This window comes from Streptomyces sp. NPDC004838 (genome assembly GCF_053600955.1).
The window spans coordinates 27,851-52,310 of sequence record NZ_JBSGAW010000017.1; the positions used below are offsets into that span (position 1 = coordinate 27,851).

Genomic DNA, 24,460 nt, shown 5'->3' on the forward strand with positions numbered 1-24,460 from the left:
TTCTGGCGGACCGCCCGTGCCCGACGTGCGGTTGCCGTCGCGGAGACACCGCGCGGTTACTCGAACCGCGCGGTGTCTCCGGCTCCCCGGCGCAGGATTTCGAGGTCGCCGCCGGAGAAGTCGATGACCGTGGTCGGCTCGGTGCCGCAGTCGCCCGAGTCGACCACGACGTCCACCACATGGTCGAGCCGTTCCTTGATCTCCCAGCCCTGGGTCATCGGCTCGCTCTCGTCGGGCAGCAGCAGGGTGCTGGAGAGCAGCGGCTCACCGAGTTCGGCGAGGAGGGCCTGGACCACGGCGTGGTCGGGGATGCGGACTCCGACGGTCTTCTTCTTCGGGTGCAGCAACTGCCGCGGCACCTCCTTCGTCGCGGGCAGGATGAAGGTGTAGCTGCCCGGCGTCGCGGCCTTGATCGCGCGGAACACATCGTTGTCGATATGGACGAACTGCCCCAGCTGCGCGAAGTTCTGGCACACGAGGGTGAAGTGATGGCGATCGTCGAGGTTCCGGATCGACCGGATCCGGCCGATGCCGTCACGGCTGCCCAGCTGACACCCCAGCGCGTAACAGGAGTCCGTGGGATACGCGACGAGCGCGCCGGACCGGATGCTGTCGGCCACATTGCTGATCACGCGCCGCTGGGGGTTCTCGGGGTGCACGTCGAAGTACCTTGCCATTCGCCGAGTCTAGGGCCTGTTTGAGCCGCGCCCCGGCCGGTTCCGGCCGGTTCCGGCCTCGGAGACCCGTGACGGGGAACGGCCACGCGCCGGGGAACGGCCACGCGCCGGGCGGCGCGGCACCGGGCCCCGGTCCGGTGCGGACACGTCTCGGCCGGGGCCTTCCCGTCGGTGATCAGCCGCCGTTGAGCGCCACCGTCGGGTGGAGCCGGGAGGCGCGTACCGCCGGATAGAGTCCGGCGACCACACCGATGAGCAGCGTCGCGCCCAGGCCGGCCTGCACGGACCAGAGCGGAATGACCGTCCGCCAGCCCTGGGCCTGGGCGAGGGCGAAGGTCGCCGCACCACCCAGCACCGCTCCGGCCGCTCCGCCGAGGGCGGAGAGCAGCAGGGACTCGGTGAGGAACTGGAGCCGGATCGCGTTCCGCGTCGCGCCCAGTGCGCGGCGCAGGCCGATCTCCTGGCGGCGTTCCAGGACGGAGATCACCATGGTGTTGGCGATGCCCACGCCACCGACCAGAAGGGCCACCGCGCTCAGGGAGAGCATCAGCGTGGTGAGGCCCTCGTCGGTGGTGGCCTTGGCCGCGAGGGCGTCGGAGGGGCGGGAGACCTTCACGGAGCCCTCGTCGCCGGGGCTGACGCTCCGGGCGAGGACGGCCCGTACGTCCTCCACCGAGGCGTCGGAGGAGCGCTCGAAGACGGTGGTGGGGTGTCCGTCGAAACCCAGGTGGCGTTCGGCGGCCGGGAAGCCGATCATCGCGACCCGGTCCAGGGTGGGGACCAGGTCGATCGGCGAGAGGATGCCCACGACCACGAACCGTTTGTCGTCCATCATGATCGTCTCGCCGGGGGCGGTGACGCCCAGACGACTCGCCGCGACCGCGCCGAGGACCGTGACCGGCAGGCGTTCGTTGGCGGGGTTCAGCCAGACGCCCCGGTCGACCTCGGCCTTGAGGGCGGCGAGCAGGTCCGGCCGGGCCGCCTGAGTGGTGACACCGGCCGTCCGTTCCTCGGGGACCACGTCGCTGCGGCGGATCCTGGCGTCGACGTTCGCCGTCGCGGTGGCGTGCTCGACCGGGCCGATGCGTTCCACCATCGCCACGGCGGACTTGGGCAGTCTGACGGGCCGGCCCTGTGCGTCCTCGCCCGCCTCGGCGGTGAGGAGGTTCGTGCCGAGCCGGTCGAGGCGGTCCATCAGGTCGGCGCGGCTGGACTCGGAGAGGCCGACGACCGTGACCATCGTGGCGATGCCGATCGCGATGCCCAGGGCGGACAGCACGGCGCGGGCGCGGCGGGCCCGCAGGCCGACCGCTCCCAGCCGGAGGACGTCCACCGGTGAGAGACGGCCGGGTGCGAGGGTGCTGCCGCTGTGGGTCGGAGCGCTCATGGTGTCGTCCCCTTCGCACACCGGGGGTCGGCTGCCGGGAGGTTCGCGGACGGGGAGCCGGCCGTACGGAGGTCGGAGACGATCCCGCCGTCCCTCAGACGGACGCGGCGCGGCAGCGAGTCGGCGATCTCGTTGTCGTGCGTGATGACGCAGATCGTCGTGCCCGTGGCGTTCAGCTCCCGCAGGAGGCTCATCACGATCTCGCCGGAGGCGGTGTCGAGGGCGCCCGTCGGCTCGTCGGCGAGGATGATCCGGGGCTCGCCGACGAGCGCGCGGGCGATGGCGACGCGCTGTTTCTCGCCGCCGGAGAGTTCGCCGGGGAGATGGGAGAGGCGGTGGCCGAGACCGACGCGCTCCAGCGCGGTGCGGGCGCGGGCACGCCGTTCCCTGAGCGGTACGGAGGCGTAGAGCAGACCGTCCGCAACATTGTCGACGGCGCTGTGTCCCGCCACGAGATGGAAGTGCTGGAAGACGAAGCCGATGTGGTGTGCGCGCAGGGCGGAGAGCCGGGCGTCGCTCAGCGCGCTCACATCGTGGCCGGCCACCAGCACGGTGCCCGAGGTGGGTCTGTCGAGGGTGCCGACGAGTTGGAGGAGGGTGGACTTGCCCGATCCGGACGGGCCGGTGATCGCGACGAGTTCGCCCTGGTCCACGACCAGATCCACACCGCGCAGGGCGTGTACCCCGTCGGCGTACGACTTGGCGGCGTCGCGCAGTTCGATGACCGCACGGGAGGCGTTCACGCTTTCGCCACCCCCACTTTCAGTCCCTCCCGCAGTCCGGGTCCCCTGACCTCGATCCGCCCGTCCGCGGTCATGCCCACCTCGACGCGCACCATCCTGGAGGCGCCGCCCTCGACGATCTGGAGGCCGTAGCCGCCGTTCTCCCCGCGCAGGGCGACGACCGCTTCGACCGGCACCGCGAGGACGTTCTCCCGGCGTTCGCTGACGAAGGTGACGCTCACGGTCGCCCGGGCATCCGCCGCGGAGACGTCGGTTGCGCTGTCGAGGGTCACCTCGGCCGTGATGCCGTTCCCCTCGCCGCCGCCGTCGGACTTCTCCGGTCGGACCGTGCCGGAGACCTTGCCGGACACGGTCTTTCCGCCCGGCAGGGTCACCTCGGCCCTGGTGCCTTCGGCGGTGAGCGGGACGTCGCCCTGGTCGAGGGCGGCGAGGACGACCCGCCGGGTGGAGGCGACCGTGAGCACCGGTTCGCCGGGGCCGACCCCGTCGGCGAGCGCCGCGTCCGCGGAGACGACCCGGACCGGTCCTCGCTGGAAGACGACCTCGCCCCGGCCCACCCTTCCGGTGGTGTCCCGGTTCAGGGACTTCTGCCAACGCTTCACCGCGGCCTCGGTGGACTCGTCGTAACGGACGTCGACGTACAGCCCGGCCCCATAGCCCAGGTCGCGCAGATTTCGCTCCAGTTGGAGCACATCGCTGCCCCGGTCGCCGGTCTTCATCTCGCGGAACATCGGCACGGGCCCGTAGAGCAGGGTGACGGGCTTGTCGTCGAACTCGTACAGCGGCTCGCCTCTGGAGACCGTCCGGCCCTCCACGGCGGCCACGGTGACCGTGCCCTCGACCGCGGACTTCACCGGACGGCGTTCGGTGAAGCCGATGGTGCCGTCGACCGTCTTGGACTGTACGAGGTCGGTACGGACGATGGCGGCGGTCGTGGGCGGCGGACGGTCGCCCCGGTCGCCGCTGCCGGTGCCGGCGCCGTCGCCCCATCCACCGAGGGCGCCGGTCGCGCCGGCGGTCACGGCCGCGGCGGCGGCCAGCGCCCCGACGGTGACGAGCGTGGTCCTCCGTCTCACTGCATACCGTCCAGGCCGTCGAGGAGATGGGTCTTGCACGCCTGGCGGGCCTGCTGGTACGCGGGCGATCGAGGGTCGATGGACGGGTTCGCCGGATTCGGGTCGCCGCCCGGAATCGCGTTGCCACCGGACATTACCGGGTTGGTGAAGCGGGAGACACCGTTGTCGCGCATGCACTGGGCGTGCGCGAGCATCGACTCGTAGTCCTTCTGCTGATCGCGCTTCGGCTCCAGCTTCGTGGCTGCGAGGAACTCGGGCGCGCAGACCTTGTCCTTTCCGCCCTTGAACTTCTCGCCCTTGCCGTCCGGGTCGGGGATCGCCTCGATCGCCTGCCAGTCGAGATGGCCGCTCAGCTTGGGGTCGGGGAAGTCCTTGAGGCCGGCCTTGGTGCGCATGCACCGGACGTACTCCAGCTGAGCGTCGTAGAAGGCGCTCTTGCCCGCCTTCGCGGAGCCGCCGGCGTCCTTCGAGGGTTCACGGGACGCGGTGGCGGGGGCGTCCGGTACGGAGGCGATCTCGTCCTCCGCCTTCACACCGCCGCCCCCGCCCCCGCCGCAGGCGACGGCGAACGCGAGGACGGGGAGGATGACAAGCGCCGTCAGGCGCGGGTTCTTCGGACTCATGCGACCAATCTCGGGCTGCCGCATGGTGGGCACATGGTGGCTACATGATGAGGGCGTAACAATCGGCCCGGACGGCGATTCCGCTGGTCGGGCGGGCTCCGGGCCGGGTGAACGGCACGCATAATCGACCGCATGCCGCATGTTCTGCTCATCGAGGACGACGCCTCCGTACGGGACGCGATGGAACTCGTCCTACGCCGTCACGGGTACGAGGTGACCGCCGCCGCGACCGGTGAGGAGGCGCTCGGCCTGCTCGCCGCACCCGCGGGCCGGCAGATCGAACTCGCCGTCCTGGACCTGATGCTGCCCGGTATGGACGGCTTCGAGGTCTGCCGCGGGATCCGGCGCCGGTCGGCCGCCCTGCCGGTGATCATGCTCACCGCACGGGGTGACGACGACGACATCGTCACCGGGCTGGAGGCCGGCGCGGACGACTACGTCGTCAAGCCGGTCACCGCGCCCGTGCTGGAGGCCCGGATCAGGGCGGCGCTTCGACGGGCGGAGCCCGCGCACCGCCACGGACCGGGGCCCCGCGAGGACCACGCCGGCCTCGGCATCGACCGGGCCGGGCTCACGATCACCAAATACGGGACGTCCCTCGCCCTGCCGCCGACCGAGCTGCGGCTGCTCCTGGAGCTGTCGGCCTCGCCCTGCCGGGTCTTCAGCCGCGAGCAGCTCCTCGCGTCCGTCTGGGAACACGACTTCCGCGGAGACTCGCGGCTGGTGGACGCGGCCGTCGGACGGCTCCGCGCCAAGATCGAGGACGTACCCGCCAGGCCCCGGTACATCCAGACGGTCCGGGGCTTCGGCTACCGCTTCGGACCGCTGTGAGCGACGTGGAACACGGTACGGACAAGCGCGGTCGCGGTCCTCGCCGCGCGGGCCCCGCCGCCGGGCGGGCGCGGCGCGTCCCGGCCCGGCTGCTCGGGGGGCTGCGGACCCGTCTTCTCGTCGCCTTCGTCCTGATCGCGCTGGTCAGCGCCGTGACGGCCACCGGACTCGCCTATCGCGAGTACCGCAACGCCGTTCTCCGCAGCGCCCAGGACGCCTTCGCCGCCGACCTCCGCGAACAGGTGGAATCCCTGGCGCCCGAGTTCGACATACCGCCCGACCAGCGGTCGCTCACCGCCCTCGCGGGCGATGTCTCCGACGGGCTCAGCGGCGATCCCTCGGTCGTGGCCCGCTATCAGAAGCTGACCGCCGTCTCCGGCCCGCGCACGGCCGCGTCCCTCATCACCCCCGAACTGGGCTCGGCCGTACGCACCGGCGACCGGACCCGCCTCCAACGGGTCGAGCACCGCGGCGAGCCGTATCTGGTGGCCGGCACCCCCGTCGCCTTCGACAACGGTCGCGACTCCGGCCTCGACGTCTTCGCCGTCGCCTCGCTGCGGACCGAGCAGCAGGAGATCGGGAGCCTGCTGGACACCGTACGGAACGGGGTCATCCCCGTGCTGGTTCTCGCCGCGCTGCTGGCACTGCTCGCCGCCCGGACCGTACTGCGTCCCGTACGCGAACTGGGCCGGGCCACCCGGGCGCTGGCCACCGGGGCGCTCACCACCCGCGTCACCACCCGCGGCCGCGACGAACTCGCCGACCTGGCACAGGATTTCAACACCACCGCCGACGCCCTGCAGACCTCCGTCGGCGAACTGCGCGAACAGGAGGAGAAGGCCCGCCGCTTCGCCGCCGACGTCTCCCACGAACTGCGCACCCCCCTGGCCGCGATGACGATGATGACCACCGTGCTCGACGAGGACGCCGGCCACCTCCCACCGGACGCCGCCCGCGCGGCACGCGGGGTCGGCGCGGAGACGGCCCGGCTCTCCCGGCTCGTCGACGATCTGATGGAGATGTCACGCTTCGACGCCAAGGCCGCCCGGCTGATCTCCACCGAGGTCGACCTGGTCGCGACGGTCCGTTCGACCCTGGCTCTGCGCGGCTGGTCGGAGACGGTGAGGCTGCACGCCCCCGAGACCGTGCGGGCAGCGGTCGACCGTCGCCGCGTCGACGTCATCGTGGCGAACCTCGTCGGCAACGCAGTACGCCACGGAGCCCCGCCCGTCACGGTCACGCTCACCCCGGACGCCGACGGTGTGGTGCTGGAGGTCTCGGACCACGGCCCCGGACTGCCGCCCGAGGTCATCGGCCATGTCTTCGACCGTTTCTACAAGGCCGACACGGCCCGTTCCCGCTCCGAGGGCAGCGGCCTCGGCATGTCCATCGCGCTGGAGAACGCCCGGCTGCACGGCGGAACCATCGAGGCCGCGAACCGGCCCGGAGGCGGAGCGCTGTTCACCCTGCGCCTCCCCGGCACGGTCAGGGGGAGCCGCCCGTGAAAGCCATGCGCACCATCCCAGCGATACGCCGAACGGTCCCGGCCGCCGCCCTCACGCTGGCCCTCGCGGGCTGCGGCGTCCCGCCCACCGGAGTGCTGGACGCCGGAGCCCCGGCGAACGGCCTGGCAACGGCTCCGCGCGTCTACTTCGTCCGCGACGCGCGGCTCGAGGGCGTCTCCCGCCCCGACCTGCGGATCAGCCACCTCAAAGACGTCGTCAAACTCCTCATCGCGCAACCCACGCAGGCCGAACAGGAACGCGGACTGACCAACCTCGTCCAGCCGTCCGGCATCTACGAGGTGACCGGATCGGGCGACCGGATCACGCTCAGCTCGCCGGACACGTACTTCTCCGAGGCCCACGACAGCCCCGCGAACGGCCAGTGGGTCTGCACCCTGGCCCGCGCCCAGGCCGCCCTGCACCCGGACAGCCAGCCGGACAGCGTGCAGGTGACCCTCGACGGCCTCGGCCCGCCGCTCGGGCCCTATCGCTGCTCCCAGTTCCTCCGCAGATGACCCCGGACGCGCCGGGCGACCGAAACACCCCGGCGGTCATCACGAGCAGGGCAAACGCAGATGAGGGGAACGTCAGGGGGTGCTCGGGCTGACCAGGCCGGACTCGTAGGCGAGGATCACGAGTTGGGCGCGGTCACGGGCGCGGAGTTTGCTCATGGCACGGTTGACGTGGGTCTTCGCGGTCATGGGACTGATCACCATCTGCTCGGCGATCCGATCGTTGGACAGACCCCGCGCGACCAGGGTGACGGCCTCCCGCTCGCGGTGGGTCAGCTCCCCCAGCGCCGTGGCGGAGCCGGTGTCGAGCGGACGGCTGACGTACCGGTCGATCAGCCTGCGGGTGATCGACGGCGCGAGCAGGGCGTCGCCCCGCGCGGCGACTCTGACGGCGTGCAGGAAGTCCTCGGGCTGGATGTCCTTGACGAGGAAACCGGCCGCGCCCGCGCGCAGCGCGTCGAAGACGTACTCGTCGAAGCCGTAGTTGGTCAGGATGACCACATGCACCCCGGCCAGGTCCGGGTCGGCGGCGATGCGCCGGGTCGTCTCGATGCCGTCCGTGCCCGGCATGCGGATATCGACCAGAGCGACGTCGGGGCGGTGCTCCCCGGCCAGTGCCAGGCCCTCTTCGCCGTCGGCGGCCTCGGCCACCACCTCCATATCGTCTTCGAGGTCGAGGAGCGCGCGGAACCCGCTGCGCAGGAGCGGCTGGTCGTCCACGAGCAGGACACGGATCACGGCGTCGGCTCCACGGGGAAGTCGGGGACGAGGGGAAGTTCGGCCTCGACGGTGAAGCCGCCTCCGTCGCTCGGTCCGACGCGGAGCCGTCCGCCGAGGGCGGTGACGCGCTCGCGCATCCCGAGCAGCCCGATGCCGAGCACCGGCGCGGTTCCCCGTGTGGCCCGGCCATCGTCCTCGACGCGTACGACGAGGGTGTCCGGACGGTATCCGATCCGGACCGACGCGGCGGAAGCATCCGCGTGCCGGGCGACATTGGTCAGCGACTCCTGGACGATCCGGTAGACGGTCCGGTCCACCGCCGCGGGCACGGGAGTGTCGTGCGGATCCTTCGCGATCGTCAGTGTCGTGTCCAGACCGACGGCGCGGGCCCGTTCCACCAACTCCGGTACGTGGCCGAGTCCGCGCGGCGGGGCCGTGTCGTCGTCACGCAGCGCCTCCAAGGTCGCGCGCAGTTCCCGAGTCGCCTCCCGTCCGGCCTCCTGGATGGCCAGCAGGGCGTCCGGCACCGGTTCGCCACGTCTGCGGGCCACGTGGACGACGACCTCGGCCTGGACCTTGATGATCGAGATCTGGTGGGTGAGCGAGTCGTGCAGTTCCCGTGCGATACGCAGGCGTTCCTCGTCGACGCGGTGCCGCGCGATCTCCTCACGGGTGCGTTCGGCCTCCTCGGCGCGGCGCTCGGCCTGCCGCAGGGCCTCTCCCGCGGCGCCCGCCGCGACCAACCAGCCCAGCTCCAGGGCACTCCGGGCCCGCGCGAACGCCTCACCCGTGTCGTACGGACCCGAGGCCAGGGCCGCGAGAGGGAGGGCGGCCAGCACCGTCACGCTCGCCAGCACGGTGACCGTGCGGTGGCCGGCGCGTACAGCCGCGTACACCGCGAACAGGTACGCGACGGCGGACACTTCGAGACCGACGGCCCGGTACCCCACCGTGCACAGTCCGGTGACGACCAGGACGGGGACCGGAGCGCGGCGGCGCGCGACCAGTGCCAGGCCGCCCGCCGTCAGGAGCACGTAACCGAGCAGATCGCGGCCCGTCGTGGAGTGCTGTCCGGACACCGCGGTGACCAGGAGGACCGCCGTCACTCCGACGGCGACCGCCCCGTCCCTGACACCGGCCCCGACGCCGATTCGCCCCCTGCCCATGTGCGCACCCTAGTCAGTCGCCCGCGCGGGGGAATCCCGCCCGTGGATGATCGTCCGGCTACCGCGCCCGCGGTACTTCCCCGCGCCCCCACACCGTTCGCGGTACCGGACTGCGGCACCGGCGGCGGTACGAACTGACCGCGCCCGCCGGACGACTGGTGGTGGGTCCGGCCGAAAGGATCGGACCCACGTCCAGTCGCCGAAGGAAGAGGAGCCCCTCTCATGCTGGTCCGATCCGTGCTCGCGGCACCGATGGCCGCACACCTCGTGGTCGAGCCGTACGCCGCCGCTGCCACCGACATGGGTCCCGGCCGGATCGGGGCCGCCGTGGCCGCACTGCTCGGGCTGGCCGCCGTGGTCGTCGGCGGGTTGTCGCTGTCCCGCTCCACCGGCCGTACCACCAGCGGCCCCGGGCGGGGTGGAACCGCCGCGGCCCTGGCGGCAGCAGTCATCGCCATGACCGTCGGCGCGCTGGTCGTGATCACCGCCGACGGCGGTCTGGGCACGGGCAACGGTCTGGGTGGGGCACTCGTCGCGCTGCTGCTCGGTCTGCTCGGGGCCCTTCTCACCGGGCTGGCCCTGGCCCGCTCACGCCGCACCGACTGAAGGGGGTTCGTGCCGGACATGGGCAGCCGCCTCGGCCAACGGCCGTGCCGGGGCGTTCCGGAGGAGACCGGCCGTGAGCCCTCCGAGACGCGGCGCGCGTCACGCGCCGTCCGCCGGGGTGGTGCTCCCCGCCTGTGCGGCGCTCCCAGAGACCTCTTCTGGTCCGTGCACGCATCGACATGTACTGCGCACGCATCGTCAAGGACGATCCGGTCCCGGCACGGCACGATGTGGGGCATCGGGTCCGGCCATGGGCAGCAGACCGGGCGGTGGGACAGCGATGCCCTGGGCGCGGCGGGGAGACCCGAGACGTGCCATTCCTGGACCAACCGTGGCCGGTAACGACCTGGCAGGACTGTGGGAGAGGCCGAAGGGGGTAGGGGCCACGGGACCAAAGTGACTCAAGTGCATGGTGGTTCATCTGGGGCCCGGCATCGAGATCCGGCCCCGGCGTGATCCCGCCATCGATGAAAGGAACTCCTGATGCACATAGGCTTACGCGGTGCCCGCACTGCCTGGCGCGCCGCCCTTCTGACCTCCGCACTCGTCTCCGTACTCGTGCCGCCTTCCCTGGCCGCCGCGTCAGGTCCGGAGCCGACGCGTGCGACCGGTGCCGCGTACACCGCCGATGACGTCCGCTCCGGCGACGGCATGGCCGACACGCCCGCCGGAGAACAGGACGACCTCGCCCGGGGCACCGGGCCGGACGCCGCCCACGGGGACTCGCCGGGCACCGCGACTACCTCCGCCGGACGGCCCGAGGACTTCCAGCTCCGTTCCGGCGCCAACCTCGGCAATCTGGTGAGCCTTTTGACCCTGGGCCTTCACACACAGGGACTCACCGCCCTGATGGGCCAGGCCGACCGGCAGGCGCAGTGGAACACGAGCTGCGGAAACGGCTCCGCCCTCTACGGGCCGGTTCTGACACCGAACCGGCGAGCCTGCTGGACCGACGACGACGCCACGTCCACGGAGTGGATCCCGCAGGCGATCACCGGCGTGTCCGACGCCCAGGAGGACGAGAACTGGGGCAACTCCCCCGCCGATCCCGTGGCCGTGGCCTCGTACGACGCCGAGAACCCCGGCCGTGCCGAGTACCACCCGGACGACAACTGCCAACTCCTCGTCACCCCCGAAGCCTGCAACGAGAAGGGGGTGCGCGTCAGCTTCATCAACCAGCAGACCGGCCGGTACCGGCATGTGCTGCTGGTCTGGCCGTACGAGAACTCCCACGGGCACGCCTCCTTCGACGCCCTCCACGCCAAGGAGGCGAGCTGCCCGCCCGGTGTGCAGTCGCCGGAGTGCCGGGCCCAGGACGGCATCCACGCCGGAGGTATGACCTGGTACGGCAACTATCTGTACGTCGCCGACACCTCCAACGGCCTCCGGGTCTTCGACATGCGGCACATCCTCGACCTCGACCACGACCAGAACCCGAACGTCCACGACCGGACCCCGGACGGCCTGGTCAGCAATGTGCTGGACACCCGGCGGGTGGGCCGCCAGAACAACGTCTGGTACAGCTACGGCTACCGGTACGTCATGCCGCAGGTGGCGACGCTCCACCTCACCGCGACCCCGCCGAGCGGGACCTCCGGCAACCGGTGCTACACGACCGGGCGGCCCAAGGTCTCGTTCGTCGCCCTCGACAGGACCGGTACCGACCATCTGAGCATCGGCGAGTACTGCAACACCGACAACGGCGGCAACAGTCCGGGACGTATCGGCACCTATCCGATGGCCTCGGTGGCGGCGGCCGTCGAGGGGGCGGTTGGGACCATCGCCGACGCGGACTCCGCGTATGTGCTGCCGAGCGGACCGGTCCTCGGCACCGAGCCGTTGTGGCACAAGATCCAGGGCGCGGTGCGGTACGAGGGCGCCTGGTACTTCCACCGCAGCAACGCGCACAGCAAGGGCCGCCTGCTCAAAGCGACGGTGTCCGGGGGCGTGCTCGTGCCGCATCCGGTCGCGCTGGAGTCCTCCATCGGGCCCGAGGACCTGTATCTGGCCCATGGGCGGGGCAACGGCATCCCGCCGGAGCTGTGGTCGGTGAGCGAGCACGCGCCGAGCGTCTGCGGACCGTGCAAGCGGGAGGTGTACAGCTATCCCATGAGCACGGTGACGGCGGGATTCGGCCAGTAGCGACCTCGCCGTAGGCCGGAGCCGGGGCACGGGGAAGCAACGGTGGCGGGCGGCCGACAGGATCCGCGGTTTCAGCCGTCCCGGGTCCAGTCGCGTCCATTCCGAGCCGGGTCGGACGGCCGGGCCCCGCCACCGCTCCGGCCCGGTCGAGACCTCCATCCCCCGTCCACAATCTCCCGGTGCGATACACCTGGACTCGCCGACGGATGCGGTGCCGTCCCACGGCTGGGACTGGTGACCGCCACCGTCGCGTAGTTCATCGTGAAGCTGCCGCCCAGGGCGTCGATCGCGGCCCCGGCGCCCTCCAGCGCCTCCGCTGTGTGTGGCGGGTTTCCCTTCAACCGGCACTTTTTGCAGGCTCTTTGGAGATTCGCCAAACCCGCCGTTTCAGAGGTTTCGGGCTGCTAGCGTCCTGTCCCGTTCAAGTGGGTAACCGTTAAGAGCATCTGAGAAACGGTAGAGCGTGGCTGAATCACATGCATTACGTGACGGGGGCGTACGGCCCCGGTGGGACCCCCGGGAGGCCCCCTGCATCCCGGTACTGACCCTGGATGACCGGCTTGTCGATCTGAGTGTGGTGGAGCTGCTTCACGATGCCGATGATGTGCGGAGTGTGGAAGGCGGCACGCCGGGCGAGAAGGTCGCCGTCATCGAGTTCCTGCTGGCCATCTGCTATGCCTCCGGTACGTATGCGAAGTCGGCTGCGCAGTGGCCTGCTTGGGTGGATCAGAAGGGCGCGCTTCGGCCTGCTGCGAAGTGGCTCGCCCAGCGCCCGGAGGACGAGGTCTGGGATCTGTTTCATCCCGTGGAGCCCTTGGGGCAGAACGCCCTGCTTGCTCCGTTTCTCGACAAACACGGGGCGGGGCCGGCGCAACTGGTGATCGAGCGGGTCGGGGACTACAACCAGTTTTTCGACCACCACCACTTGGAGCACCCCAGTCCGCTCCCCGTCGCCCAGGCGTTCCGCGCCATGCTCACCCAACATGTGTACAGTCCGGCCGGGCGTGCCAGGATCTCCGGCAAGGAGACCCTCGGTGCCACCATCACCAATCTCGCCGCCACCCGTCTCAGTACCCGGATCCGGGTGATCGCGCTCGGGAACAGCCTCGGAGAGACGCTGCGCCTCAACCTGGCTCCCGTTCCCGGGCCGGCGGGAGAGCTGAACCGCACTTGGACCGTCGGTCAGAAGCGGCGGGGGTTCACGACCAAACCGAACGGCCGCCCGGTCGCCGGTCCAGCCGATCTGCACAGTTGTCTCGGTCGGTCGATCCTGCTCAGTCCGACCCGCGCGGGAGATCACGTGGACCGGGTGCTGCTCGGTGCGGGGGAACTGCTCGCGCTGACCGATGAGCATCTGCAGGACGCCGTATACGCCAAGAGAGCCGATGGCACCAGCAAGCCGCTGTGGGCTTCGGCGACTCGGGCCGTCTGGCGGCAGGCTCATGCCCTCTACGCAGCCGTGGACGAGGCGCGTTCGGAGGCGGGCGTCAATGACGGGAACACCCTGTACAGGAGGCTCGCGCTCTTCCCGGCCGAGGACGTCGCTCCCGAGCCCGGTCAGCAGCCCGCGCGGCGCATCGACCTGTGGACGGTCGGGCTCGTGGCCAAGCAGACCACGGCCATCGCATGGGTCGACGGTACCTTCCCGTTCGCCCCCGGCCTGGAGGCCAGGTTGTACCTGGCTTCCTACCGCGGTTCGGAGATCGCCGAGTTCGTGGCAGCCGCCCTGTACAAGGCGGCGTACACGGCCTGGACCGTGGTGTACCCGAACCCCAAGCCGAACGACAAGAACGCCCAGATCGCACGCTTCGACGTCCGTGGCCAGCACTGGGCAGCGACGCGGGAGCCGTTCGACCTGCTGATGGAGGAAACCACCCTGGGCGAGGACGTCCATGCCTCCCTGCACGAGTACGCGATCACCGTCGCCACCGCCGCTCGCAGGTTCCTCGCCGAATGCCTCGACCCGCTGCCCAGGAACTCACAAGGGGCGAAGGCCCGGGCCGCCGCGCTGAGGAAGTACGACGAGGAGCGGGACTCGGCTAAGGCCCCGGCCGAACTCCGAGGGGAGACCTCATGACCACCCATACCGGCGCGGACCCCGATGTCAGTGAGAGCGGTACCGCACTCACAGCCTGGCTCGCCAGCCTCGTCCACAACCACGACTACGCGAGCCTCGCCGAGCTCCGACGTCCCCGGATCCATCGGGAGCCCCACTTCCGGGCCCTGTGGTACAGCCCCACCGAGGCCCAGCGTGAGGTCTACGGCCAGGTCGCCTTCCTGTTCGCGGTCTATCACCAAGGACGGTCGGCGCCCACGTGCGGGTACGGCAGCCTCGGCGAAGCAGCCCGCCGTATCGGCGGCGGAACCGGACGCGGCCCGGACGACCCGGGCGCAGCCCGCCTGGTCGACCGCATCGTGTCCAGCCGCCGGATCCCCTGGCGGCATCTGCAGCACGCCGTCGCACGCCTGCGAGCCTGTGACCGGCAGCCGCCGTCCTGGGCACGGCTCGTCGACGACCTGACCCGATGGCACGACCGCAGAGCCCGTGTTCCGTACGAGTGGGGTGTGGCCTTCCACATGCCTCCCGCCCGCACCTCCGCCGTCCGGCCCGCTCCCTCCACTGCCGCCGCCTCCCTTCAGAAGGACTCCATCGCATGACCGGCAACGCCTCGTCCACCGGCAGCCAGTTCCTCTCCCTGCACCTCCTGGAGACGCTGGTGGCCGTCCTGCCCGTGCGTGACGAGAACGGAGCGCCCAAGTCGATCGTCTACGGCGGCACCGAACGCCATATGATCACCAGTCAGGCGCGGCGCAGGGCTGAGCGTGTCCACACCCGGAACCGGGCCAACGCGGGCCTCGGCGCTCTGGCCGGCCATCGCACCGGTGTCCGGACTCGTGAGTGGGCGCTGATCACCGCTCGCGCCCTCACCTCCGAGCACGGCTGGGAAGCCGACGAGGCCGTCCGCACCGCACGCGCCGTCATCGAGGCCACCGGTTTGAAGTTCGGGGACCCCGCCAAGAAGACCGTCGCCAACCTGACCAAGGTGCTGCTGTTCGCCCCCGCGGACGCGGGCACACGCATCGCCGCCCAAATCGACGAGCAGGCCGAGACGGTCAGGGCCTGGACCGAGGAGTACCTCACGGCGCAGACCGCGGCGGCCGCGGTCAAGGGGAAGAAGGGCACCCGCAAGAGCGCCGGGCAGGAAGAGCCGAACACGAGCGAGGGCGCCGAGACCACGGCAGCCGATGCCAAGCTGCCCGCAGTGCCGGGCGCGATCCGCGCGGCGGTCCTCACCGCGCTCGCCCCGCGCGACGCCATCGACATCGCCCTGTACGGACGTTTCCTCGCCGAGATCGCGGACTCCCCGAACGTCGAGGGCGCCGTCCAGAGCAGCCACGCCTTCACCGTGCACGAGGCGGAGCAGGTCGACGACTTCTACGCCGCGGCCGACGACGCGAAGCTCGACCGCAAGAAGAACGCGCTGGACTTCCTCGACGCGGCGGACGACGCCGGAGCCGGCATGACCGGTTACCAGTCCCTGATCACCGGCACGTTCTATCGGCATGCGGTCCTCGACCGCATGCAGCTGCGCAGGAACCTCCGGGCGGCCGGGATGACCGCTCAGGAGGCCGAGGAGGCGTCCGTCGCGGCCGAGGCCGAGTTCGTCACCAGCTTCGTCGACGCCTTCCCCGCAGCGAAGAAGAACTCGACCGCCTCCACCGGCTCGCTGCCTGCCCTGGTCCTCGCCTTCGAGGGCGAGCGCCCGTACAACTACGCGGCCGCCTTCCAGGCCCCCATCGACGAGAACCCCGTGGACAAGGACGGCGAGGGCCCTGCCGGTCCGGCCGCGGTCAAGCGGCTGCTGAAGCACCACGCGTTCGTCAGCCAGCGCCGGCCCGACATCCAGGCCGGACGCGTCCTCACCTACGACCCGCGGATCGACGAACTTCTCAGCACCCTCGAGGACACCGGCACCCTGGTCGTGACCTCGGCCGAGGAGCTGACGGCGTGAACACGCACGTTCTGCTCGTGCGGCTCGCCGCCCCCTTGCAGTCCTGGGGAGTGGCATCCCGGTTCTCGCACCGCGACACCCACGTCCGCCCCACCAAGTCGGCAGTCATCGGCCTGTGCGCCGCAGCCCTCGGCCGGGAGCGAACCGACCTCGTGGACGACCTGGCCGCGCTCGCCTTCGGTGTCCGCGCCGACCACCCGGGCACCCCGGTGCGCGACTACCACACGGTCGGCGCCGGCCGGTTCCCGCTGCGACCACGGGACATCATCACCGACCACCGGCGTGCCGCGGCCGTCGCCGCGAGCATGGAAGCGGCCGACGGTCAGGGTTTTGGACACCACGAGCTGGCCGGCTGGTACGGGGCGCCGAAGAAGATCACGGCCGATCCCGTCTCCGGGACTCTTGTCTCGGCCGAACTGTCGCGCACGGCGATGATCACCGAACGCTGGTACCTGTCGGACGCGGCATTCGTCGTCGGACTCGAGCACCGGGACCGGACGCTGCTGGAGGAAATCTCCCACGCCCTGGAGCACCCGAAGCGGCTGCTGTGGCTCGGCCGGAAGTCCTGCCCGCCCTCCGGCACCCTGACCGGGGGGATCCTGCCCGGCACGATCGCCACCGCATTCGCCGGCAAACTCCTGCTCCCCGGCCCGGACGGACCCGACACCTCGGGCCGGCGCCCTTGGGCGTGGATCCAGGCACGGCCGGACACTCGCGGTGCGGTGCGGGTCAACGACCAGCCGGTCAGCTTCGATCCGGCCCGCCGGGCTCACGTCACACGCTGGGAGACCCGTACACGCATCACCATCGCACCGACCGCAACCGGATGGGACATCATCCCGTGAACAGCACACGGGCCTCGACGGCCCGCTTCGTCGCCACTCACTCCGTCCTCTCGTTGAACCCCCGCCACCCTCTGGTGGCCAAGTCCTTGGTCGACGCCCAGGAGATGCACCGCACGGTCATGAGCGGCTTCCGTGGCTGGGTCGAGGACGGCACCGCGCAGGCACGTGCCCAGATGGGTGTCCTGTCGACATGGTCGGTGGACCTGAAAGCGGGAGCCCTCGTCCTGGTCGTGCAGTCCAGGGTCCCGGGTGACTGGACCCGTATACCACGCGAGGCGTTCACCACGGCCCCGCACATCATCACCGTCGACCGCACCTTCAAGGCGGGCGAGATCTTCGGCTTCCGCACAGTCGTCAATCCGACCCGCAGCAGGCTGTCGGGCAAACCCGCCTCGGAGAAGGCCCGTGGCATCCGCACCGCCCACACCACACCGGAACACGTGAAACGGTGGTTCGTACGCCGCCTCCAAGCCGACGGAGAGCCGGCGAACGCCGAAGACGGCGTCGCCCGCATCGGCGCGACCGCCGATTCCGCCACCCTGGGAATCCGTATGCTGCCGACGGTGTCCAGCGCCCACCGCGCCAAGCCGGTCCGTATCGGACGAGCCGAGATCCGCGGCTCCCTCACCGCCACCGACCCGGAAACCCTCGTGGAAGTCCTGTCGAACGGCCTCGGCCACGCGCGCGCCTACAGCTGCGGACTGATCCTCACCCGCTGAGCGGAAGCCCCGCGAGAAGCGCCAGGGGGCCGGAACGAAACCGGCCCCGTACACAAAGCGGTGGGCGACGACGCGTCGCCCTTGTCGTAAGGAACATCTGCTGGTTCGGGTGAGTGGCGTGAGTGAAAGACATCCCCGCACACGCGGGAGCCAAGAGGAGCTGCTCCTAACGGGGGCCATCTCCGCATATGCGGGAATCCTCCAGCAGGGGCCGAGAGTACGCCCTGGAACCCCGCCGGGACCAGATCGCGGGCATCACCGCTTCCCACCGCGGCGCATCAGGATCGTCAGCGTCGCCCGGGCGTCGCGCCGGCGCTGCGGGCTGCGGAAGAGGACGGAGGCGGCCGCCACCGTGACGACGGCCCCGATGTAGGCGAGGCCGGTGGCGGCGGAAAGGGTGGCGGCCTCCTGGAACACGGACTCCAGGACAGTCATCAGAACGGACATGCGGGTCCCCCTCGGGGTTGTCGCCCGATGGTCTTCTCCGCCGGGCGCGGTCCCCTAGGTATCCGCCTTCCGGGCAGTGTCCGGCGATGTCCGCACGGGCGGAACGGCGTTGTATCCGCAGGCCAGGAGGGGAATGAAGATGTGTCCGGAGAAGTCTTCCGCGGACAGCGGACGAAGCGGTACCGGACAGGCGCCGACCTTCATGAACAAGTTGAAGGCGCTGTACGAAGCCGCCGGCGGTCATCAGGAGTTGGGGTACGGACGCCTGGTGTACCTCGCCGAGCAGAACGGCTACCAGGTGCCCAAGTCGAATCTCGGTGACTGGTTCGGCAAGGCGCCCCCGCGGCAGCCGAGGCACGTCGACTACGTCACGCAGGTGCTGATCCCCTTCCTGGAGGACCGTGCGGCGCGACGTTCACCGGGTCACCGCAGGACGGCTGAAGGCACCTGGGGCCGTTGGCTGAAAGCAGCGCAGGACGTCAGCAAGAGCGGACAGGGCGGCCGTGGCTCCCGCGTTCACGCGACGTCCCGGGGACGTCTGCTGAGCGGGCCGTCCCAGGCCCTCCTGGATGTCCTTCCCGGTGATCTCGAAGATCGGGAGGAGGAAGTGGCCGAGCTGAAGGCATTCGTCACGGCTCCCGGCGGCGCGCCCGCCTACCTGTGGTGGCAGGCGGGCCCCTGGGCGGGGAAGACCGCTCTGGTGGCCTGGTTCGCCACCCAGGCACTGCCCGCCGGGGTGGATGTCGCGCATTACGTCATCGCGGGACGCCTGGGCACCGACCGCCGTGACGGTTTCGTACAAGCGGTCGGGGAGCAGTTGGCCAGCGCGGCGGGGAACAGGCGCCGCCCGACGGTGGACCGGAAGCGGCCGACCCTCGAGCCGTTGTACGAAGCGGCGGCTCGTGGGTGCGCGGAGCGCCGTCGGCGCCTGGTGCTGATCGTCGACGGGCTCGACGAGGACGCGGATGTCGGCCTGGACGGTACGGGCGTCGCCGGGCTGCTGCCGAAGTCTCCCCCGCACGGCATGCGTGTCATCGTCACCGGACGCCCCCACCCTCGTGTTCCGGTGAAACTGGCGCCGGACCATCCCCTGCGGAACCCTCGCATCGTCCGGCAGCTCACCCCCTCTCCCGCGGCACGGGTCATCCGGGACATGGCCGTGGCGGAGTTGCGCGCCCTGCTCGCCGATCGCGACGTCGGCCGACGGCTTCTGGGGCTGCTCGTCTCCGCGCGAGGTGCCCTCACCGGAGCGGACCTGGGCGAGTTGCTCGGCATCACGCCGTACGACGTACAGGACAAGCTCCGCACCGTGGTCAGCCGTTCTCTGGTGCCCACCCGCACCGATCTCCTTCCCTTGGACGTACGGATCGAAGCGGAGGCGGAAGCCGGCCGACAGACTTTCGTACTGGCCCACGACGTACTCCACGAGACCGCGGGTAAGGAGCTGGGGAAGCCCTTCCTCGCCGAACGCGCCGATGATCTGCACCGCTGGGCCCGGCAGTACCAGGAAGGAGGCTGGCCCGAGGACACCCCGAACTACCTCCTGACCGGCTACATCCGTCTTCTGCACGAGGCCCCGGACATCGAGCGGCTCACGGCCCTGGTCCTCAACCCTCGGTATCAGCGCCGCCTCGCCGAATGCTCAGGAGCCGACGTCGCTCTTGCCCACCTCCGCTTGATCGCTCCGCTTCATCCGGACCACTCACCACCACTGGGCCAGGCCGCGGCGGCCGCCGCTTCCCGGGAGATGCTGCTGGCCCACGTACGGCCGCTGCCCGGCTCCGTCGCGCGGACCATCGCACGGCTCGGCGATACGGGACGGGCCCGTGCCCTGGCGGCAGCGTCAGGGCGCACCGTCGACAAGGCGCTGAACCTGGCCGACGTGGCAGGTGTGTTGCAGACCATGGGCGGCAAGGAGGCCGCCACCACGGCCCGCGAGGCGGGAAAGTGGGCGCGTGCGGCGCTGCGGGAGGCGGACCGACTCGGCTACGCCGCCGACGAGGCCGAGGGTGCGGCAGCACAGGCAGCCCTCGCCCTGTTGAAGACGGCCCAGGGGCCAAACTCACCTGATGCCTGGGATACCACCGCGTTCGGTCGGCAGGCCGCAGGCACGTATGCCCGGCCCGTTCCCGGGACGCCCGCTTTGCCGGGCCGGGGCCGCGACCTCCAGGACCAGTATGAGGACGGTCTTGATCTGCTCCGTTCCACGCGCGGCACGGGTACGGCCCGCAACGAGGCATGGGTGCTGGCCGCCTGTCTGTTGGCACCGGAGCATCCGCAGGACGCGGCAGGGCTTCTGGACGAACTGGAAGAGCAGGCCGAGGTGCTCGCAGGCGAAGACCCTGCCGAAGGTGCCGGCGTGGCCGGTGCGGTTCAGCTCTGGCAGGCGGTGGCGTCCTGCGCCCCTGACCGTGCCGACCGTCTCCACGACCTCGTCCTGGAGCATGTGACGGGGCTGTGGCAGGACGCGCCCGCACTGGAGAAGGTGTCCGTGGTCGCGGCCGCCGCCTCGTTCGTGGCGCAGTCCCGGCCGGTGCGGGCCGAGCAGCTCGTGGCCGCGGCATGCCGCTATCTCGAGCACGTGCTGCATACGGATGCCGGGCGGCTTTCGGCGGCGGACGCCTTTCATGTCGAATTCGGCTTCCAGCACACGCTCACCGTGCTTTCCCAGGCCCTCACCGATGTCGGAACGCCACCGGAAACAGCCACCCGCGTACTGGAGTTCGGGCGGCGCGCCCTTCCCCCGGAGCCGGCAGACCAGCCGGGACAACCCGCCTCCGGCGAGGACGAGGATCGGTCCTTCACCGAGGCCGCCGGGCTCGCCGACCAAGCCTTCCAGCTGGCCGGCCACGGTGCCGTCAACGAGGCAGAGCACCATCTGGAGCAGGCACTGGCCCTGCTGCCCGCGGCCGGCCCCGGCAAGGGCCGCGGCCCTCTGTGGCTGCCCGACCTCGCGGGCGCACTCATCCGTGCCGACGCAGCCGCAGATCCCGGGCCGCTGCTCCATTCGGCAGAGCACCCGGCGGACCGGGTACGCATACACGCCGCCGTGGCCCTGGCCTATGCGGACTGTCGCCAACCGGCCGCAGCACGCCACCACGCACAGGAAGCATCCCGTGCGGCCACATCCAGCGCTGCCTCCGGCAGGAGCCGGCCCTATGCCGCACAGGCGCTGGCATGTGCGGGTGAGGTGGAGTCCGCTGTCGACCTCATCGGGCAGCCTTGGCATCCGAACAGCGCCGGCGGGCGGGCCGCCTGGCGACGGGCAGACCGGGCGGCGCGCATCGCTGTCGCCGCAGAACTGACCGCCCTCGCCCCCGAAGCAGCCGGCGAACTGGTCCTTCCCCTGCTCCAGCGTCTGGACGCCGCCCGGAACACGATCCGAAGCCAAGGACTGCTGACCTCACTGGCACAACTCCTCCCCGCCACCACGCACCTGCCCCCCGAACAGCGACGGTTCTTCAACACGGCCATGGAGCAAGCGCGTGAGCAGGCCGCGCGGAGCAGCCCGCAGTCCTGGCAGCCCGAAGACGTCCTCGTACTGGCCTTCTTGCGCATCGGCGACGGCGAAGAACCCAGCCGTCAAATGGACTGGCTGACGAGGGACATGGCCAACCGCGGAACCGAACACTCCCCCACCGCCGCACTGGCCGTACTCCACACGGCCCTGCATGACACCACCACCGCCCGCCGAGTAGCCACACTGCCCGCCGCCCCGCATCGCAGAGCAGCAGCACTGACCGCGATGGGCTCCCACCTCGCCCGCCTCCCCTGCCGGCCCTGCCCCATCCCCGCCCCGACCGGATCAGACCCCTTCACCAGCACCATCCGATACCTGGCCCTGAAGACAACCCCGGCCACACCCCCCGCCCAACAGACCGCCGCCCACACCCTCCACCACGCCCTGACCACCAGCGGCTGGCATCACACGATCCCCGCCCTGGCCCACCTCGCCCCCGAAACCATCACCGCCATCCACGACATCACCTTGACCCACCTGCACACACCACGAAGCCCCCACGCCCGGTGAACACAACCCACATCAGGCGGTGATGTCGGCGGCGGCCCCCGGGGCGTCGACCCGGCCGAGCCAGACCGGGCGGCCTCCGGCCTTGCGTCCTTCGGCCGAGGGCTGGATGACGATGGCGTTTGCGCGCTCGCACGCGTCGAGGCGGTCCGTGCGCCGGACCGCCGCGACGCCTGACAGCGCGGTGCGCAGGTCGGCGATCTGCGCCTCGTGGTCGAGGCGGGGCACCTTGACCGGGGTGCCGCGGCAGCATCCCCGGCAGACGGTGACCGTGCACCGGGCGACGCCGGTGGGGCCGGTGGGGCCGGTGGGGCCGGTGGGGCCGGTCGCGCCGTGGCGGCGGGTACGCCTGCTCACGCGGTGTCCTTGTCGAGGGAGTTCGTCCATGCGCGCTCGCGTAGCAGGCGCAGGCCGTTGAGGCCGACGATGACGGTGGAGCCCTCGTGGCCGGCGACGCCGAGCGGCAGCGGGAGTGTGCCGATCAGGTCCCAGGCCACGAGCGCGGTGATGAAGATCCCGGCGATGACCAGGTTCTGGATCACGAGTCGGCGGGCTTTACGGGACAGGTCCACGATGGCGGGGATGGCGGCGAGTTCGTCGCGGACGACGACGGCGTCGGCGGTCTCCAGCGCGAGGTCGGAGCCGGCCTTGCCCATCGCGATGCCGGTGTGGGCTGCGGCCAGGGCGGGGGCGTCGTTGACGCCGTCGCCGACGACCAGCACCCGGCGTCCCTCGACTCCCCATTCCCGGACGGCGGTCACCTTGTCCTGAGGGAGGAGTCCGGCGCGGACGTCGGTGATGCCGACCTCGGAGGCCAGGTGACGGGCGGCGCGCTCGTTGTCGCCCGTCAGGAGGACCGGCAGGCGGCCCGTGAGTTCGGTGAGGGCGGCCACCGTGGCCTTCGCGTCGGGGCGGAGCCGGTCGGAGATGCCCAGCACCCCGGCCGGTGCCCCGTCTCGCAGAACGAGTACCGCGGTGCGGCCCCGGTCTTCGAGCACCTGCACCGTGCTGCCGGTCTCCGGGTCCGCTGCGGAGGCGAGGCGGGCCGGGGAGCCGACCTGGACGGCGTGGCCGCCGACGGTGGCGGTGACACCGGCACCGGGTTCGGAGGTGAAGCCGGTGGCTTCGGCGAGGGTGAGGCCGCGTTCGCGGGCGGCCTGGACGACGGCGCGGGCCAGGGGGTGCTCACTGGGGTGCTCGGCCGCCGCAGCCAGTGCCAGCAGAGCATCCTCGTCCAGACCGGAGCGGGGTGCGGGGCGGATGTCGGTGACGCGCGGGGTGCCCTCGGTGAGGGTGCCGGTCTTGTCCAGGGCGACGGCGTCGATCTGGCCCAGGCGCTCCATCACGACGGCGGACTTCGCGAGGACGCCGTGGCGGCCGGCGTTGGCGATCGCGGACAGCAGCGGTGGCATGGTGGAAAGCACCACCGCGCACGGCGAGGCGACGATCATGAACGTCATCGCGCGGAGCAGAGCGGACCGCAGTTCGTCGCCGAAGGCGAGCGGGGTCGCGAAGACGGCCAGCGTGGCGATGACCATGCCGATCGAGTAACGCTGCTCGACCTTCTCGATGAACAGCTGGGTGGGCGCCTTGGTCTCGGAGGCTTCCTCGACCATCTTCACGATCCGGGCGATCACGGAGTCCGACGGGTCGCGATCGACGCGTACGCGCAGGGCTCCGGTGCCGTTGACGGTGCCGGCGAACACCTCGTCTCCGGCCTGCTTGGCGACGGGCAGGGGCTCGCCGGTGATGGTGGCCTGGTCGACGTCGGACGCCCCGTCGACCACCTGGCCGTCCGCGCCGATCCGCTCGCCGGGTCGCACCAGGATGGTGTCGCCGATGGCGAGGGAGTCGGCGGGAACCGTCTCTTCACCGCCGCCGCCGGGCAGGAGCCGGGTCGCCGTCGCGGGGGCCAGGTCGAGGAGGCCGCGCACCGAGTCGGCGGTCCGCGCGGTCGCGACCGCTTCCAGTGCGCCGGAGGTGGCGAAGATGACGATCAGCAGTGCCCCGTCGAGGACCTGTCCGATGGCGGCCGCGCCGAGCGCGGCGACGACCATCAGCAGATCCACGTCCAGGGTCTTGTCCTTCAGGGCCTTGCATCCCTCCCATCCCGGCTCCCAGCCGCCTGTGATGTAGACGGCGGCATACAGCGGGGCCCACATCCATGCCGGGGCCCCGAAGAGATCCAGCGGCAGGGCGATCAGGAACAGGACCAGCGCGGTCAGCGCCCACCGGGCCTCCGGCAGCGCCAGCACCCGCGTGCGGCGCCGCGGGGGCGCCGGACGCGGTCCGGAGGCGGGCGGCGCGGGCCGCTGGTCGAGGACTGAAGGCATGGCAAAACAACCCTTCGCGGGCGGACTGGCGCAACACCCCCACCATACAGGAACACATGAAGAGGTCTTCAGATGTCACGGTTATGAT

Annotated in this window: 20 protein-coding genes and 1 pseudogene; 11 read left to right on the plus strand and 10 right to left on the minus strand. The window is 71.1% G+C overall.

Annotation, left to right across the window (positions count from 1 at the left end):
• Positions 1-56 precede the first annotated feature (56 nt).
• The 5 genes from ACWEFL_RS20095 to ACWEFL_RS20115 all read right to left on the minus strand — a co-directional run bounded on the left by ACWEFL_RS20095 (position 57) and on the right by ACWEFL_RS20115 (position 4,506).
• Positions 57-677: an L-threonylcarbamoyladenylate synthase gene (locus tag ACWEFL_RS20095; RefSeq protein ID WP_451714276.1), complete on the minus strand. Its 621-nt coding sequence runs from the start codon at positions 675-677 to the stop codon at positions 57-59.
• 175 nt (positions 678-852) lie between these two features.
• Complete coding sequence (locus ACWEFL_RS20100) at positions 853-2,064, minus strand: ABC transporter permease (protein ID WP_451714278.1); 1,212 nt, start codon at positions 2,062-2,064, stop codon at positions 853-855.
• The gene (locus ACWEFL_RS20105; protein ID WP_451714281.1) at positions 2,061-2,807 is read right to left on the minus strand and encodes an ABC transporter ATP-binding protein; all 747 of its coding nucleotides are present in this window, start codon (positions 2,805-2,807) and stop codon (positions 2,061-2,063) included. The genes ACWEFL_RS20100 and ACWEFL_RS20105 overlap by 4 nt, the downstream gene beginning before the upstream one ends.
• Positions 2,804-3,883: a peptidoglycan-binding protein gene (locus ACWEFL_RS20110; RefSeq protein WP_451714283.1), complete on the minus strand. Its 1,080-nt coding sequence runs from the start codon at positions 3,881-3,883 to the stop codon at positions 2,804-2,806. The genes ACWEFL_RS20105 and ACWEFL_RS20110 overlap by 4 nt, the downstream gene beginning before the upstream one ends.
• Positions 3,880-4,506: a hypothetical protein gene (locus ACWEFL_RS20115; RefSeq protein WP_451714286.1), complete on the minus strand. Its 627-nt coding sequence runs from the start codon at positions 4,504-4,506 to the stop codon at positions 3,880-3,882. Before ACWEFL_RS20115 ends, ACWEFL_RS20110 begins: the two co-directional genes overlap by 4 nt.
• A gap of 132 nt (positions 4,507-4,638) precedes the next feature.
• Here ACWEFL_RS20115 and ACWEFL_RS20120 point away from each other — a divergent pair, with 132 nt between their 5' ends.
• From ACWEFL_RS20120 to ACWEFL_RS20130, 3 genes are read left to right on the plus strand one after another with little or no spacing between them, the layout of a single operon-like run.
• Positions 4,639-5,337, plus strand: a complete 699-nt coding sequence (locus ACWEFL_RS20120; protein ID WP_451714289.1) for a response regulator transcription factor — start codon at positions 4,639-4,641, stop codon at positions 5,335-5,337.
• Between the two features lie 5 nt (positions 5,338-5,342).
• The gene (locus tag ACWEFL_RS20125; RefSeq protein ID WP_451714533.1) at positions 5,343-6,842 is read left to right on the plus strand and encodes an ATP-binding protein; all 1,500 of its coding nucleotides are present in this window, start codon (positions 5,343-5,345) and stop codon (positions 6,840-6,842) included.
• Between the two features lie 5 nt (positions 6,843-6,847).
• Positions 6,848-7,357 carry a GerMN domain-containing protein gene (locus ACWEFL_RS20130; protein WP_451714291.1) on the plus strand — a complete coding sequence of 170 codons (510 nt, stop codon included), beginning with the start codon at positions 6,848-6,850 and terminating at the stop codon, positions 7,355-7,357.
• Between the two features lie 72 nt (positions 7,358-7,429).
• Here the strand turns inward: ACWEFL_RS20130 and ACWEFL_RS20135 are convergent, their stop codons facing one another.
• Together ACWEFL_RS20135 and ACWEFL_RS20140 are read right to left on the minus strand one after the other, a co-directional pair.
• Positions 7,430-8,092, minus strand: a complete 663-nt coding sequence (locus ACWEFL_RS20135) for a response regulator (protein ID WP_451714293.1) — start codon at positions 8,090-8,092, stop codon at positions 7,430-7,432.
• Positions 8,089-9,240: a sensor histidine kinase gene (locus tag ACWEFL_RS20140; RefSeq protein WP_451714296.1), complete on the minus strand. Its 1,152-nt coding sequence runs from the start codon at positions 9,238-9,240 to the stop codon at positions 8,089-8,091. Before ACWEFL_RS20140 ends, ACWEFL_RS20135 begins: the two co-directional genes overlap by 4 nt.
• Positions 9,241-9,462: 222 nt before the next feature.
• On the opposite strand from ACWEFL_RS20140, the gene ACWEFL_RS20145 reads away from it, so the two are divergent.
• From ACWEFL_RS20145 to ACWEFL_RS20175, 7 genes are all read left to right on the plus strand, one after another.
• Entirely contained in the window at positions 9,463-9,846 is a 384-nt protein-coding gene (locus tag ACWEFL_RS20145) for a DUF6223 family protein (RefSeq protein ID WP_451714299.1), read from the plus strand.
• A 483-nt stretch (positions 9,847-10,329) separates the two neighbouring features.
• Positions 10,330-11,988 (plus strand): hypothetical protein, encoded by a 1,659-nt coding sequence (locus ACWEFL_RS20150; RefSeq protein WP_451714301.1) that lies wholly within the window; start codon positions 10,330-10,332, stop codon positions 11,986-11,988.
• A 463-nt stretch (positions 11,989-12,451) separates the two neighbouring features.
• Positions 12,452-14,065, plus strand: a complete 1,614-nt coding sequence (locus ACWEFL_RS20155; RefSeq protein ID WP_451714304.1) for a type I-E CRISPR-associated protein Cse1/CasA — start codon at positions 12,452-12,454, stop codon at positions 14,063-14,065.
• Positions 14,062-14,646: a type I-E CRISPR-associated protein Cse2/CasB gene (gene casB, locus ACWEFL_RS20160; RefSeq protein ID WP_451714306.1), complete on the plus strand. Its 585-nt coding sequence runs from the start codon at positions 14,062-14,064 to the stop codon at positions 14,644-14,646. The genes ACWEFL_RS20155 and casB overlap by 4 nt, the downstream gene beginning before the upstream one ends.
• Positions 14,643-16,001 carry a type I-E CRISPR-associated protein Cas7/Cse4/CasC gene (locus ACWEFL_RS20165; RefSeq protein WP_451714308.1) on the plus strand — a complete coding sequence of 453 codons (1,359 nt, stop codon included), beginning with the start codon at positions 14,643-14,645 and terminating at the stop codon, positions 15,999-16,001. Before casB ends, ACWEFL_RS20165 begins: the two co-directional genes overlap by 4 nt.
• The gene (cas5e, locus tag ACWEFL_RS20170) at positions 15,998-16,846 is read left to right on the plus strand and encodes a type I-E CRISPR-associated protein Cas5/CasD (protein WP_451714311.1); all 849 of its coding nucleotides are present in this window, start codon (positions 15,998-16,000) and stop codon (positions 16,844-16,846) included. Before ACWEFL_RS20165 ends, cas5e begins: the two co-directional genes overlap by 4 nt.
• Positions 16,843-17,565, plus strand: a complete 723-nt coding sequence (locus ACWEFL_RS20175) for a type I-E CRISPR-associated protein Cas6/Cse3/CasE (RefSeq protein WP_451714314.1) — start codon at positions 16,843-16,845, stop codon at positions 17,563-17,565. Before cas5e ends, ACWEFL_RS20175 begins: the two co-directional genes overlap by 4 nt.
• A 255-nt stretch (positions 17,566-17,820) precedes the next feature.
• Here the strand turns inward: ACWEFL_RS20175 and ACWEFL_RS20180 are convergent, their stop codons facing one another.
• A complete protein-coding gene (locus tag ACWEFL_RS20180; RefSeq protein WP_451714315.1) occupies positions 17,821-18,012 on the minus strand; it encodes a hypothetical protein in 192 nt (63 codons plus the stop codon).
• A gap of 202 nt (positions 18,013-18,214) precedes the next feature.
• Here ACWEFL_RS20180 and ACWEFL_RS20185 point away from each other — a divergent pair, with 202 nt between their 5' ends.
• Positions 18,215-22,042 carry a hypothetical protein gene (locus ACWEFL_RS20185; RefSeq protein WP_451714317.1) on the plus strand — a complete coding sequence of 1,276 codons (3,828 nt, stop codon included), beginning with the start codon at positions 18,215-18,217 and terminating at the stop codon, positions 22,040-22,042.
• 15 nt (positions 22,043-22,057) lie between these two features.
• Here the strand turns inward: ACWEFL_RS20185 and ACWEFL_RS20190 are convergent.
• Both ACWEFL_RS20190 and ACWEFL_RS20195 read right to left on the minus strand, forming a co-directional pair.
• Positions 22,058-22,396 (minus strand): annotated as a pseudogene (locus tag ACWEFL_RS20190) ((2Fe-2S) ferredoxin domain-containing protein); the annotation flags it as partial.
• Positions 22,393-24,372, minus strand: a complete 1,980-nt coding sequence (locus ACWEFL_RS20195) for a heavy metal translocating P-type ATPase (RefSeq protein WP_451714319.1) — start codon at positions 24,370-24,372, stop codon at positions 22,393-22,395. The gene ACWEFL_RS20195 and the pseudogene ACWEFL_RS20190, both read right to left, overlap by 4 nt.
• Positions 24,373-24,460: the final 88 nt, after the last annotated feature.